Here is a 13567-nt window from a genome sequence, read left to right as displayed (position 1 = left end):
CGGATGCAGCGTGGTCGTCGGCATCGATGGACGGCGGTTGTCTGCCGGCCATCGCGCCTGCATCAACCGCGGACGTTGGGTACGCCAGATGCCGCCTGTGCGTGGTCGATCAGACCGCGTCCTGCGATTCTTCCTTGGCCGCCATGCTCAGCGATGTGGTGACATCGAAGGTGTTGAGCACCACGCCGCGCGCCGTCAACAGGATCGCCTTGTTCTGCGTGATATACAGAATCAGGTCGTCGTCGAGGCTGCTGTCCTGTGAAATAGTGACCGTGGCGTGGCCAGTGCGGCTATCCCATGGGAAGACCAACGTGTTGTCGCCGTATGCGAACACCGCGCTCGTCGAGGGATACTTCGAACGCGGCACGGCCATCGAACTCGGGGTATATAACGGCGGCGTCGGGCCGGCGGCCCAACCGGCGATGTTGCCGGCATTGTTGTTGGTTACCAGCAGAGACGTGATGGGTTCGTTGTAGCTGTTGAATACCGTGACTTTGCCTGCCATGAGATGCTCCCGACGTTGTGGGTGAAGAGACGGAGACGGTGATTCGCTCCGTTTGCCGATTTGCTTGCTGCGCTAACGACAGTTGGAAAAGGAATCCGAATTGGTATCGATGCGACACGTGAGACATGGCGCCCAGCGATCATCCTGACGAGGGTGGCGACGCGTTTGCGGTGGATCGTTCAAAGGTTCCCTCTGTCTGCACCTTGCCGGTTTAAAAAAAACGCTACCCGACATAACGTCTCACCAGGTGGTCCATCTTCGATTACTCCTGATGGCGGTTTCGTCACCGGTCGCCGAACGAAATCATTCACGCATCGGTTGTGATCGCGTGATAAGGCAGGGCTTGGCGTTGCCCGTCGAGTTTTTCCGAGACCACGTCCATCGAACCAATGGCTCAAATGCAAGTGGTTGGGTTTCTGCTTCCCTGCGGTGCATTGGACGGAAGCTTGAAGACGTGGCAGGTCTTGGTCGGCGCGGTATCGATGCGAACCGTGACATGGGTGTCGCCCCCTGCTCCGGGAGGTATTTGCCCACCGCCGTGCTCTCCTCTCGTGAAGGTGCAGCTATTGGCGGCGTATGCGGTTCTGAGCCGATCATTTGAAGAGTTCGCAACCCGGGTGGGCCAGCCGCTGATGGAGCCCTCGATGTGGGCGACAACGTTGCAACTGGCGGTTGCGTGACCACTTAACGCAAGCAGCGTCAGCAAGACGGCTGCTTTGATGCCTTGATTGTGGATAGGCATATCGATGTCCTGACGAGCGTTGGGAGCTGCATAAAATGCGTTGGCCAACCTTGTCGGATGCGCCAATGGGAACCCGACATAACGTCTCAGAGTCGACGAAATCTTCAGCCGACCATGTGGTCCGGCGCATTCGTGGCGCGACGTCCAGCGAGGGCAATCGATGGTGTGAGAGCGGCAAACAAAGCGACTGCGCTCACCGCCAGGCGAGCGCAGCGGGTACTCGGTGCGGCATGTGCCACTCGTCCACTGTTGTTCTGAGTGTGCCGTCCATACCCAGCCGACGGCTGCTCGCGACGTTGGGGACGCCGCTTAAATGACCGCAGCCTTGACCTTGAACACGTCCACAGCGCGGATCAGCTGTACGGAGTGGTCTTCCAGCGCACGCGCGGCAGTGCTTGCCGCTTCTACCAGGCGGACGTTGTGTTGGGTGGTTTCGTCCATCTGGGCGATGGTCTGATTGACCTGTTCGATGCCGCCGGCCTGCTCTTGGGAGGCGGCGGAGATGTGGCCCATGATGTCGGTGACGTGCTGGACGCTGGTGACGACCTCGCTCATGGTGGTGCCGGCCTTTTGCACCAGTGTGGCGCCGTCGGCGACGCGTTGTACGGAGTCGTCGATGAGCCGTTTGATTTCCTTGGCGGCGTCCGATGAGCGGTGCGAAAGGGTGCGCACTTCGGAGGCGACCACGGCGAATCCGCGGCCTTGTTCGCCTGCGCGTGCGGCTTCGACGGCGGCGTTGAGGGCGAGGATGTTGGTCTGGAAGGCGATGCCGTCGATGACCGAGATGATGTCGGCGATGCGCTTGGACGCCGCTTCGATCCCTGACATCTTTTCGATGACCTGGCCGACCACGTCGCGTCCGTCCGAGGCGATCGCGGCGGCGCCCAGCGCGAGCTGGTTGGCGCGGCCTGCGTGCTCGGCGTTCTGCTTGACGGTGGAGGTCAGCTCTTCCATCGAGGCGGCGGTTTCTTCGAGACTGGCGGCCTGCTGTTCGCTGCGGCGCGCCAGTTCCTGATTGCCGCTGGCGATGTCTTCGGCGGCAAACCCAATGCTGTTGGAGGTGGTCTGGATATGCGTGACGATGTCGGTCAGGCGATGCACGGTGCTGTTGGCATCGTCGCGCATCGAGGCGAACACGCCGTGGAAGTTGCCGGTCATGCGTACGGTCAGATCGCCGTCGGCGATGGCGCGCAGCAGGTCGGAGAACTTGGCCAGGTTGGTATCGGAGGTGGCCATCATGGTGTTGAGGTTTTCGACCATCAGGCGGAAGTCGTGCTCGAACTTTTCCGGCTGGCCGCGGAGTGCGAAGTTGCCTGCACAGGCGGCCTGGGTGAGTTCCTGGATCTGTGCGTTGATGGCGCGCAGGTTCTGCCGTACCTGCTGCATGGTGGCGGTGATGGCGGCCTTTTCGCCGGGATACTGTTCGATTTCCTGCGCGAGATTGCCCACCGCGTAGTTGCCCATGACCTCGGTCATGCGCAACTGAGTCTGCACATGCGCATGCACCAGTGCGTTGGTGTCCTGCACCATATCGCCGTATTCGCCCGGGAAACGCTTGGCGTCGGTGCGGTAGCTGATCTCGCCGGCTTCGTGGCGGGCGGCCATGGCGCGCTGGGCGGAGATCACCTCTTGCAGACGGCGCTGCATCTGTTGCATGGCACGCAGCAACTGGCCGGATTCGTCCTGGCTGGTGGGCATGTCCTGGCTGCGCAGATCGCCGTCGTTGATGCGCTCGGCCAGGCGTAGCGACTGGCGCAAGGGCAGCACCACGCTGCGGGTGAGCAAGAAGGCAATCGTGGCGCCCAGCAGCAGTGCGATGACGGTAGAGATCACCATCAGCATGGCGAAGCCGCGTGCAGTGGCGACGGCGTCTTTGGCGGCGTCGCGGTTCTTGGCTTCCTGCAGATCGATGAAGGCGTTGATGCTGGCCAGCCAGGCGATGAAGTCGGGCCGCGCTTCATGTAACAGCAGCTGCTCTGCCTGCGGTTTGTCGCCGGCCTCGCGCAGTGCACGCACGTTGGCGATAAACGGCATGGTGCGCTGCTCGATCGCCTTGATCTGCTGGAGAATCTTTTTCTCTTTGGCATCCGAAGAGGCGGCGATCATGTTGTCGAGCGGCTGCGCGGAGCGTGCGTAGTCTGCGGCGAGCTTGTCGATCGATTGTTCTGCCGCGTGCCGGTCTGCCGCCTCGTCCATCAGCACCACATCGCGCAGCGCAATCGCACGGTCGTGGACGCTGCCGCGAAAGTTGATCGCATAGCGTTGTTTGACGCTGTTGACCTCGTTGATGGCGGTCAGCTGCTGGTCGATGCTGCGCACGCGGTGGATGCCGACGACGGTCAGGATCACCATCAGCACGATGATCGACAGAAAGCCAAGGGCCAGGCGTTGACCAATACGCAGATTCAAAAAGACATGCATGGGGGTTCGATCGATGGTCCGACAAAGCGGAGAGCAGGGGAGTCCCGGCAGCAGCCGGGAGGCGAAGGCAGGTGCACGCTCCTCGGAGCGGCATGGCTGCCGCTGCTCCGATTGCGTCTCTACGTGTTCGTTAGCGACCCCGGCCATTGAAACTGAAACCGGCGCGTCGGCCGATTCAGGTGTGGTTGGTTTCGTGGCGATGCGACGTCATCCCGATCGGGACGACACATCGCAACGTCACCGCGCTGCGCAGCGCTTGAGGTCCCGGCAGGCTCAGTCGTAGCGCGCCAGATCCGGCGCCTTGATCGAGGGCGTCATCAGCTTCGCAGCGATGGTCTGGATGCTCGGTTGGCTGGCGAACTTCAGTGCACCGTGCAACAGCTGGATGCCGAGCCGGCTATGCGGGTTCATCAGTCGCGGACCGATCTTGGGCACGCCCTGGCCCTGTTCGACCATCGGCCGCATGGCGGCTTCGTAGGCGGCGAATGCGCTCTGCAGATCATCGGTGCGTGCGATCTCGCTTGCCAACACATAGCCGCCGGTGATCGCCAGGGTGGCGCCGATACCGGCCAGCGGGGTTGCGCACCACGCCGCGTCACCGGTCAGGACGACGCGGCCTGTGTGCCAGCGCGGCATGCGCACCTGCCGCAAGGCGTCGAAATAGAAGTCGTCGGTGCTGTCCATGCCGTCCAGTACGCGCGCTGCCTGCCAGCCGGCGTCGGCGAACTGTTCACGCAAGTACGCTTTCTGCGTTGCCTGATCCCAGTCCTGCTCGCCATCGGTGACCTTCTGCAGCGACAGCATGGCGCGCGTGGTGCCGTGCCGGTCCGGCCGCAACGAGATGCTGCGGCCGCCGGTGGTGTGATACCAGCGCCAGAGGCGATCGTCGTCTGCGCTGCGTGCGATGGTGAAGTAGGCGATGGTCAGATCCATCCAGCGTGGGTCGTTTTCGCCCGGGAAAAGCTGTTCGCGCGTGGAGGAGCCGACGCCTTCGGCGATGATGACTGCATCGAAGCGGTCGCTGCTTCCGCTGTGGAAATTGACTGTCGCGCCGTTGCCGTCGTCCTGGATGCTGGCGATGCGGTCGCCGAAGCGATAGGTCACCTTGTCGCGTGCGGCTTCGTAGAGCAGGCGGGCTAGGTCGCCGCGCAGGATCTCCAGCTCGGCGGTCGGGCCGTCGCCGTCGATGTCGTCGGTCTTGAAGGTGGCCACCGCATGGCCGTGTTCGTCGACCCAGGCAGTGCCTTGCTCGCCGGTGCCATGGTCGAGTGCGGCCTGCTCCAGGCCCATGCGCTGCAGGACCTGGCGGCCGACGCCACGCACGTCGATGTTCTGGCCGCCGTCGCGGAAGTGCGCCGCCTGTTCCACCACCACGACGTCGATGCCCTGGTTGGCCAGCGTCCAGGCGGCGGTGTTGCCGGCGACGCTGGCGCCGGTGATGAGGATGCGACGCGCCATTACGATCACCCGTAGAGATAAATATCAGAGGTGATATTACAGGTCTGCGCCACGTTGCTCCAGGTTGACGATCAGGCGCTGCATGAACGCGACGGTTTTCTGGGCCTCCTCAGCTGAGAAGCCTTGCAAGGCATCGGCATTCAGATCGATCAGCACCCGAGCGCCCAGCTCGGCCATCTTGCGACCGCGCGCGGTGAGCGATACCAGCGCAGCGCGGCGGTCCTGCGCGGTGGGTGCGCGTTTGACGAGCTTTTGCGCTTCCAGCTTGTCGAGCAGGGCGACCATGGCGGGCTGCTTGACCGCCGAGGCGATCACCAGGTCGCGTTGCAACATCGGCCCCTTCCAGGACAGCAGCAGAATCGGGCCGATCAGGGCCAGCGAGACGCCGTGCGGCCGCAGTTCGGCGTCGACCAGCCGGTTGAAGACCCGCGCTGCGTGATTGGCCAGGTAACCCGGCGCCACTGCCGCCTGGGGGTGAATGCGTTCGTCTTGATCCTGCATGCGCGCAACCGTGTGATGCCTTTCAGCCATCGGGCGATTTTATCGGGCATCCAGGCGCGGGGCATGGGTGCTGCTCCCGGCGACGCGTTCACGGCTGCATCGGTGCGACCTCTGCTGCCTGGCACGGCACGCCGTCGCCGGTTGGGCACGCTGCCGGTCAGGCAGTCGTTGCGCACTCGAGGCAGTGCATCGCCTGGGTGCTGCGCAGCGCGCGTTGCCTGCGCTAGCTATTCAGCAATGCCGGGTGGGTTCGGCTGGACGCAGCCGGGCGCAGGCCAGATGATAGCCGGATGCGCGTGCGCCTGGTCTTGCGATAGGCGACACGCAAGGTTGGCAGCTGGCCTCTCTATCAATGGTTTGAAAAAGATGCAGGTAGGTGTGATCGGTAATCCGGGCCAGGGCGGCGTTGCGTTGCGCCCGTGGTCCACACAGTGCGGCTGCCGCATGGCGCTAGTGCGGTCGCATTGCGTATGAGTTCGTCATTCCCGCACGGCGACAGCGCCATGGCGCAGGCGGTCCGCAGCCACGATTGGGCGTCCACGCCACTGGGGCCGAGTGCACAGTGGCCATCGCCGTTGCGCAACGCGGTCAGCTTGATGCTGGGCTCGCCGGAAAGCATGTATGTGGTGTGGGGCGATGCGCTGACGTTTTTCTACAACGATGCGTATGCGCCGATTTTGGGGCCGCGTCAGCCGCAGGCCTTGGGTGCACCGCTGCGCGCGTTGTGGGCCGATGCGTGGGAGGCCGTGCGTGGGCCGATCGAAGCCGCGTTCGAAGGGCGCGCATCGCGCTTCGAAGAAGTGCCGATCGGCATGAGCCGCTACGGCGCGCCCGAAGAGACCTGGTGGACGTTCTCGTTCTCGCCGATCTATCTGGACGATGGCCGTGTTGGCGGTGCGTTCTGCGTGACCAACGAAGTCACCGACCGCAAGCTGGCGCAGAGCCGGCTTGCCGATGAGCACGAGCGCTTGATCCGGTTGTTCGAGCAGGCGCCGATGTTCATGGCGTTCCTGAGCGGGCCGCAGCACCGGGTGGAATTCGCCAACCCGTGTTATTCGCGTTTGATCGGCCACCGCGACGTGATCGGGAAGCCATTGGCCGAGGCCTTGCCCGACCTGGTCGAGCAGGGCCATCTGCGCCGCCTGGACCAGGTCTATCAGTCGGGGCGTGCCTACGCGGCCAATGCGCTTGCGTACAACGTGCAGGCCACGCCAGGTGGCCCGGTGGAGCGGCGCCTGCTGGATCTGGTCTATCAGCCGATTGCAGGCGCCAACGGCACCGTCTCCGGCATCTTCGTGCAGGGTCTGGACATCACCGATCGCATCAGCCTGGAACGCGCGGTGCGCGAGGCGGAGGTGCGCAACCGGCAGATCCTGGACAGCGTGATGGATTACGCGATCATCGCCACCGATCTGCAGGGGCGGGTCACCTCATGGAACGAAGGCGCGCGGCGCATCCTGGGCTGGACCGAGACGGAAATGCTCGGCCAGTCGTTGGAGCGCACGTTCACGCCTGAAGATGTGGAGCACCGGCAGATCCTGATCGAAGCGGCTGCGGCGCTGGAAAGCGGCAGCGGCATGGACGAGCGCTGGCACATTCGCAAATCCGGCGAGCGCTTCTGGGCCAATGGTTCGTTGATGGTGCTGCGCGAAGAGACCGGCGCGGCGATCGGCTTCGTCAAAGTGCTGCGCGATCGCACTGCCGAACGGTTGGCCAGCGAGGCCTTGCGCAAGAGCGAACGCCGGCTCGATGCGCTGGTGCGTGCATCGTCGCAATCGATTTTTTCGGCCAGTGCCGATTGGTGCGAACTGCGTCAGCTGGTTGGCGATGGCGCGCTGAGCGATGCGTTGTCGGCCACGCCGAACTGGCAGCAGGACATGGTGCATCCGGACGATCGCGCGCGGCTGGCAGAGGCCATTGCGCATTCGATCGTCAACAAGACCGCACTGGATCTGGAATACCGCGTGCCGGGTTCCGATCAACGCGTGGGCTGGACCTTGATGCGCGCCATTCCGCTGCTCAACGAGCATGAGCAGATCGTCGAATGGTTTGGCACCGCAGCGGATATCACCGACAAGCGCATTGCCGAAGAGCAATTGCGCCAGCTGACCGAAACGCTGGAAGAGCGCGTGCGCGAGCGCAGCGCGGCCTTGTTGCTGGCCGAAGAGAAACTGCGCCAGAGCCAGAAGATGGAAGCGGTGGGCCAGCTCACCGGCGGCCTGGCGCACGACTTCAACAACCTGCTGACGGCCATCAGCGTTGGGCTGGAGCTGCTGCAGACGCGCATCGAACAAGGCAAGTACGACCGTCTGGAACGCTATGTGGACATGGCGCAATCCAGCGCCGCGCGCGCCACGGCGTTGACGCAGCGGTTGCTGGCATTCTCGCGCAGGCAGACCCTGGCACCGACCGCGCTTGAGGTGGAAGCGCTGGTGCGCGACATGCACGACATCATCGCGCGCACGCTGGGGCCTTCGATCAGTTTGCAACTGCGCCCGGCGGCAGAGTCGTGGAAAGTGCTGGTGGATGCGCCGCAGCTGGAAAACGCGTTGTTGAACCTGTGCATCAACGCACGCGATGCCATGCCCGATGGCGGCGAACTCACCATTGCCATTGCCAATTGCGTGTTGAACGAGGCCGCGGCGCAGCAGCTCGATCTGCCGGTTGGCGATTATGTGTGCCTGAGCGTGCAAGACAGTGGCACCGGCATGAGCGCCGAGGTCATGTCCAAGGTGTTCGAGCCGTTCTTCACCACCAAACCGATCGGGCAGGGCACCGGCCTGGGCTTGTCGATGATCTATGGGTTCACCCGGCAATCCGGCGGGCATGTGCGTATCGATTCGGAAGAGGGCGTGGGCACCACCATGTTGCTGTATCTGCCGCGTTTCACCGGCCTGCTGCCGGCCGATGAGACGCAGCACCCGGTCGAACCCTCGCTGCAATCGCCCACGCACAGCAGCACGGTGCTGCTGGTGGAAGACGAAACCGCGATCCGTGTCCTGGTGTCCGAAGTGCTGACCGAAGCGGGCTACCGCGTCATCGAAACAGCCGAAGGCAGTGCTGCCGTGGAGCGCTTGCGCTCGCAGGAAGCGATCGACTTGCTGGTGACGGATGTGGGCCTGACCGGCGGCTTGAACGGACGCCAGGTCGCCGATGCGGGGCGCCAGTATCGACCGTCGCTACCGGTGCTGTTCGTGACCGGCTATGCGGCCACCGCTGCGGTTGGAGCGGGTCAGTTGGACGATGGCATGGAAGTGCTCACCAAGCCGTTTCTTGCGATCGATCTGGAGCGGCGCGTGGCGCAACTGCTGGGGCGGACGCCGCAGTAATCGTGCACACGGAGTGGATGGCGCGCTTGCTCCGCTCGCTTATAGCGTGGTCTGCACGATACCCAGCAGATCGCGCAACGAGAACGGTTTGGTCAGCAGACGCATGCCGGTATCCAGAAAGTCGGCACGCTTGGCAATGCCGCCTGCGTAGCCGGTCATGAACACGATCGGCAATGCGGGATAAAGAAACCGGGCCTCGTCGGCCAGGTCGCGGCCGTTCATGCCGGGCAGGCAGATGTCCGAGAGCAACAGGTCGAACGGACGCGCCGTATTGAGCTGTTCCAGCGCGTGCTCAGCATCGGCGGTGGCGACGACCTGGTAACCCTCATCGCCCAGGATATCTTCGGTCATGGCGCGGATCGCATCGTCGTCTTCGACCAGCAGGATGCGTCTGGTGCTTGCTGCGTGATTCACCACTGTCCTCGAACAATCGCAACAACGCGATGTACTTCAGGCGCAACGCTAGGCGGGTGCATGTGACGGGGGTGTCGGATTTGTCATAAAGGCATTGCCGAAAAAATCGGTTGAGCGCGCAATGGCAGCAGCGAACGCAAGCTGAGCAAGCATGGCCGGACAGGCAAGCTGATCAATTCAGTCGTACGCATCGGGCGCTCACATGCGCGTGATAAATTGAAGGCTATGGGAAACTTGAAGCCGACGACCGCAAAACGCATCACCACGGGTACCGAGGGGTTGGACACCATCCTTCGCGGTGGACTGCCGCCCAATCGGCTGTATCTGCTGGAGGGCCAGCCGGGCTCGGGCAAGACCACGCTGGCGTTGCAGTTCCTGCTCGACGGCGCGGCCAAGGGCGAGAGCTGCCTGTATGTGACCTTGTCGGAAACCATCGACGAGCTCAACGAGGTGGCGGCCTCGCACGACTGGACGCTGGATGCGCTGCATATCTTCGAGCTGGCATCGGCCGAGGCGTTTCTGGGCGACGGGCGTCAGCAGTCGATCCTGCACCCGTGGGAAATGGAACTGGATGGCACCATCAAGCTCATCCAGGCCGAGATCGATCGGGTCAAGCCGACCCGTGTGGTGTTCGATTCGCTGTCCGAATTGCGTCTGCTGGCGCAGGATCCGCTGCGTTATCGCCGACAGGTGCTGGCGCTCAAGCAGTTTTTCGCGCCGCGCAACATCACCGTGCTTCTGGTCGACGATCTCACTGGCGAAAACGGCCAGCGTGACGCGCATCTGCACAGCCTGTGCCATGGCGTGATCTCGCTGGAGCGCATGACGCTGGACTTCGGCGCGGCGCGTCGGCGCATGCAGGTGCAGAAACTGCGCGGCGTGAATTTCATCGCCGGCTATCACGACCTGACCATCGTCACCGGTGGCATGCGGATTTATCCGCGCCTGATCGCCTCCGACCACCACGCGCCCTTCATTGGCGAGGCGGTGTCCAGCGGGGTGGGACGCATCGATGCGCTGCTGCATGGCGGTCCGCTGCGTGGCACCAGCACGTTGCTGACCGGGCCGGCCGGGTCGGGCAAGACCAATATCGCGCTTCAGTACGTCATTGCCGCCTGCGAGCGCGGCGAGCACTGCTGCATCCTGGAGTTCGACGAGCGCACCGGCACCTTGCTGACGCGCGCCGAAAGCCTGGGCATGGATCTGCGCAAGCATCTGGACTCGGGTCTGCTGGAACTGCATCAGATGGACCCGGCCGAACTGACACCGGGCGAGTTCGCCTGGACGGTGCGTGCCAGTGTCGAAGAGCGTCATTGCCGGGTGCTGGTGATCGACAGCCTCAACGGCTATCTGACGTCGATGCCGCAGGAAAAGCAGCTGATGCTGCAGATGCACGAGTTGCTGTCGTATCTCAACCAGTGCGGTGTCACCACGTTCCTGATCAACCCGCAGCATGGTCTGGTGGGCACGATGTCGACCGGCAACCTCAATGTTTCTTATATGGCCGACACCGTCATCCTGTTCCGTTTTTTCGAAGCGCAAGGACGCATTCGCAAGGCCTTGTCGGTGATCAAGAATCGCAGCGGCGCGCATGAGGATTCGATCCGCGAGTTGCGCATCGGTGGCGGCGGGATCCAGTTGAGCGAGCCGTTGGAGAAATTCCACGGTGTGCTGACCGGCACGCCGCAGTTCGTTGGAGACGCTGCGCCGTTGCTGGATCGTCCACTTGACTACCCGTGACCCGGACGGGTCCATCGTCCACATCATTGCGCCGTTCGGGCGCGACGCCGAAAGCATTGCCGGCATCGTTGGCCAGCGCGGGCTGACGCGTCGGGTGTATGCCTCGCTGGCCGCGCTGGCGGACGAACTGCTCGACGCCTCGGGCGTGGTGGTGTTGACCGAAGAGGTCATCGGCGGCGATCTGCAGCAGTTGTCGCACATCTTGCGGGGCCAGGCCGCGTGGTCAGACATTCCGTTCGTGCTGTTGCGTGCCCCGCGCGGAACCCACAACGGGCGTCAGGCCACGTTACCGGCCGAGCTGACCAACGTCATCGAGCTGGAGCGGCCGCTGAGTTCGGCCTCGTTGATGAGCGCCATTTCCACTGCGTTGCGGTCGCGGCAGAAGCAGTTCGTGATCCGCGACCAGATGGCGCAGCTGGCCGAGAGCAAGGCGGCGCTGGCGTCGAGCGAAGCCGAACTGCGTCGCGTTACCGATGCCTTGCCGGTGCTGATCGCCTTTATCGACAAGAACCTGATCTATCGCTTTGCCAATCGCTCCTATGAAGACTGGATCGGCATTCCGCCTGCCGATGTGATCGGGCGGCCGTTGGTGGATGTGGTCGGACCTGCGGTGGTGGAGGAGCGTCGCGCCTGGATCGAAGCCGCATTGGCCGGTCAGACGTTGACGGTGGAAGCAAGCTGGCCACACGCCGATGGGCGCCGCCGGGATGCGGAGATCCGCTATATGCCGCGCCTGGATGCAGATGGCGTGGTGGATGGCTTTCATGTGTTCGCCACCGACATCACCGCACGCACGCTGGCGTTGGAATCGATCCAGCAGCAGGCCAATCTGCTCGAGGTCAAGGTCGCCGAGCGCACCGCCGAGTTGCAGCAGCAGATGCAGGCGCGCGAATCCAGCGAAGCGGCATTGCGTCAGGCGCAGAAGATGGAGGCGGTGGGCCAGCTGACCGGCGGTATCGCGCACGACTTCAACAACATGCTCACCGGTATTTTGTCTGCGCTGGATCTGGCGCGCCTGCGTATCGATCAAGGCCGCACCGAAGGACTGGGCCGCTTTCTGGATGTGGCCTCGGCCTCGGCATTGCGGGCCGCCGCGCTGACGCAGCGGTTGTTGGCGTTTTCGCGCAGGCAATCGCTGGAAGCGCGCCATCTGCATCTGAACGATCTGGTGGTGTCGCTGCAGGAATTGCTGGCGCGCACGCTGGGCGAATCGGTGCGTCTGGAAACCGATCTGCACGCCGACATGCCGCAGGCGTATGTCGATGAAAACCAGTTGGAGAGCGCACTGCTCAATCTGGCGATCAACGCACGCGATGCCATGCCCGGTGGTGGTCAATTACGGATCGCCACGCGTCATCTGCTGGTCGATGCGCAGCCGCTCGAACTTGGCCGTGGCGTGACGCTGGCGCCCGGCAATTATGCGGTGGTGTCGGTCACCGACAGCGGTACCGGCATGCCGATGGATGTGCTGGAGCGCGTGTTCGAGCCGTTCTACACCACCAAGCCGATCGGGCAGGGCACCGGCCTAGGCATGTCGATGATCTACGGCTTCATGCAGCAGTCCAACGGGCAGGTGTGGGTGGAGTCGACGATGGGCGTGGGCACCACCGTCAGTCTCTATCTGCCGGCGGGCGTGCATCTGCAGCCAGCCCAGCCGCTGCCGCAGGCCGGGGCGGTGGTCACCGGGAGAGGCCAGCAGGTGCTGGTGGTGGAAGACGACGAACAGGTGCGCTTGCTGGTCACCGAGCTGCTCAACGAATTGGGCTACGAGGCCGATGTGGTTGCCGACGCAGACGCCGCACTGCCGATTCTGGCCTCGCAGCGGCGGATCGATCTGCTGGTGACCGACGTCGGCCTGCCCGGGCTCAACGGACGCCAGCTGGCGGAAATCGCACGTCAGTCACGTCGCGATCTGCCGGTGATCTTCATGACCGGCTATGCGGAAACCGCGCGCGATCGTGGCGAATTTCTGGGCGAAGGCATGAGCATGATCGCCAAGCCTTTTACGCTGGGCGAGTTCAGCGGCAAGTTGCACGAAGTGCTGGGGCCTTCGGCCTGAGTGCGGAGCACGTTTGACCCACGTGCACTCGGTTTTGCATTGCCGATGGCTTCCGAGCGGCTAGCAAAACCTTTTGAATGCTGTAACGCCGAATCGATATCCATCTGGAGTTGCCCTGGTTTGCTTGCTCCATCGTCTGTTGATGGTTTCTTTCTGGGTTTGTTAGCGACTCTTCGCTACATTTGAATACTTCCAAGCCGCGTCGGTCTGTCGGTCGAGGGCGCGGTGCCCTCACCGCTCGCGGGACACGCCGTGAATCCGTCCCTGGAGGCTCGGTGGCGGCATCCATGCCGCCACACGGTCCCGCAATCGGTGAGGACACCGCACCAGACAGTTTGCTGGTCGCTTTGAGAAGAGCTAAGCATACCGACCATCTTGACTGGTCCTTGCCCGCTCAC

9 protein-coding genes are annotated in these 13567 nt (G+C 63.4%); 3 read left to right on the top strand and 6 right to left on the bottom strand.

Going from position 1 to position 13567, the window contains the following annotated elements; all coding sequences use genetic code 11:
* Positions 1 to 109: 109 nt before the first annotated feature.
* The 5 genes from FFY45_RS19675 to FFY45_RS19655 form a co-directional block, all read right to left on the bottom strand.
* Complete coding sequence (locus FFY45_RS19675) at positions 110 to 505, bottom strand: hypothetical protein (RefSeq protein ID WP_176341729.1); 396 nt, start codon at positions 503 to 505, stop codon at positions 110 to 112.
* A gap of 394 nt (positions 506 to 899) precedes the next feature.
* Entirely contained in the window at positions 900 to 1247 is a 348-nt protein-coding gene (locus FFY45_RS19670; protein ID WP_176341728.1) for a hypothetical protein, read from the bottom strand.
* 309 nt (positions 1248 to 1556) lie between these two features.
* Positions 1557 to 3668: a methyl-accepting chemotaxis protein gene (locus FFY45_RS19665; RefSeq protein WP_176341727.1), complete on the bottom strand. Its 2112-nt coding sequence runs from the start codon at positions 3666 to 3668 to the stop codon at positions 1557 to 1559.
* Between the two features lie 273 nt (positions 3669 to 3941).
* The gene (locus FFY45_RS19660) at positions 3942 to 5126 is read right to left on the bottom strand and encodes an FAD-dependent monooxygenase (protein WP_176341726.1); all 1185 of its coding nucleotides are present in this window, start codon (positions 5124 to 5126) and stop codon (positions 3942 to 3944) included.
* Positions 5127 to 5162: 36 nt separating this feature from the next.
* The gene (locus tag FFY45_RS19655; RefSeq protein WP_176341725.1) at positions 5163 to 5627 is read right to left on the bottom strand and encodes a MarR family winged helix-turn-helix transcriptional regulator; all 465 of its coding nucleotides are present in this window, start codon (positions 5625 to 5627) and stop codon (positions 5163 to 5165) included.
* A gap of 470 nt (positions 5628 to 6097) precedes the next feature.
* On the opposite strand from FFY45_RS19655, the gene FFY45_RS19650 reads away from it, so the two are divergent.
* Entirely contained in the window at positions 6098 to 8956 is a 2859-nt protein-coding gene (locus FFY45_RS19650) for a hybrid sensor histidine kinase/response regulator (RefSeq protein WP_176341724.1), read from the top strand.
* A gap of 39 nt (positions 8957 to 8995) precedes the next feature.
* Here FFY45_RS19650 and FFY45_RS19645 read toward each other — a convergent pair whose 3' ends face one another.
* Positions 8996 to 9340 (bottom strand): response regulator, encoded by a 345-nt coding sequence (locus tag FFY45_RS19645; RefSeq protein WP_176341748.1) that lies wholly within the window; start codon positions 9338 to 9340, stop codon positions 8996 to 8998.
* Between the two features lie 255 nt (positions 9341 to 9595).
* On the opposite strand from FFY45_RS19645, the gene FFY45_RS19640 reads away from it, so the two are divergent.
* Entirely contained in the window at positions 9596 to 11110 is a 1515-nt protein-coding gene (locus FFY45_RS19640) for an ATPase domain-containing protein (RefSeq protein WP_306432099.1), read from the top strand.
* Positions 11097 to 13169: an ATP-binding protein gene (locus FFY45_RS19635; protein WP_176341723.1), complete on the top strand. Its 2073-nt coding sequence runs from the start codon at positions 11097 to 11099 to the stop codon at positions 13167 to 13169. Before FFY45_RS19640 ends, FFY45_RS19635 begins: the two co-directional genes overlap by 14 nt.
* Positions 13170 to 13567 lie beyond the last annotated feature (398 nt).

Origin of the sequence: Xanthomonas hortorum (assembly GCF_011305375.1) — a bacterium.
In the GTDB taxonomy this organism is placed as follows: Bacteria; Pseudomonadota; Gammaproteobacteria; order Xanthomonadales; family Xanthomonadaceae; genus Xanthomonas; species Xanthomonas hortorum_E.
This window is presented reverse-complemented; position numbering and strand designations above follow the sequence as displayed.

What these genes read in the sequence shown, in the direction of transcription:
- FFY45_RS19655 (WP_176341725.1), bottom strand. Translation starts at nt 5,627, where the DNA reads ATGCAGGATCAAGACGAACGCATTCACCCCCAGGCGGCAGTGGCGCCG.
- FFY45_RS19650 (WP_176341724.1), top strand. Translation starts at nt 6,098, where the DNA reads ATGAGTTCGTCATTCCCGCACGGCGACAGCGCCATGGCGCAGGCGGTC.
- FFY45_RS19665 (WP_176341727.1), bottom strand. Translation starts at nt 3,668, where the DNA reads ATGCATGTCTTTTTGAATCTGCGTATTGGTCAACGCCTGGCCCTTGGC.
- FFY45_RS19670 (WP_176341728.1), bottom strand. Translation starts at nt 1,247, where the DNA reads ATGCCTATCCACAATCAAGGCATCAAAGCAGCCGTCTTGCTGACGCTG.
- FFY45_RS19640 (WP_306432099.1), top strand. Translation starts at nt 9,596, where the DNA reads ATGGGAAACTTGAAGCCGACGACCGCAAAACGCATCACCACGGGTACC.
- FFY45_RS19660 (WP_176341726.1), bottom strand. Translation starts at nt 5,126, where the DNA reads ATGGCGCGTCGCATCCTCATCACCGGCGCCAGCGTCGCCGGCAACACC.
- FFY45_RS19675 (WP_176341729.1), bottom strand. Translation starts at nt 505, where the DNA reads ATGGCAGGCAAAGTCACGGTATTCAACAGCTACAACGAACCCATCACG.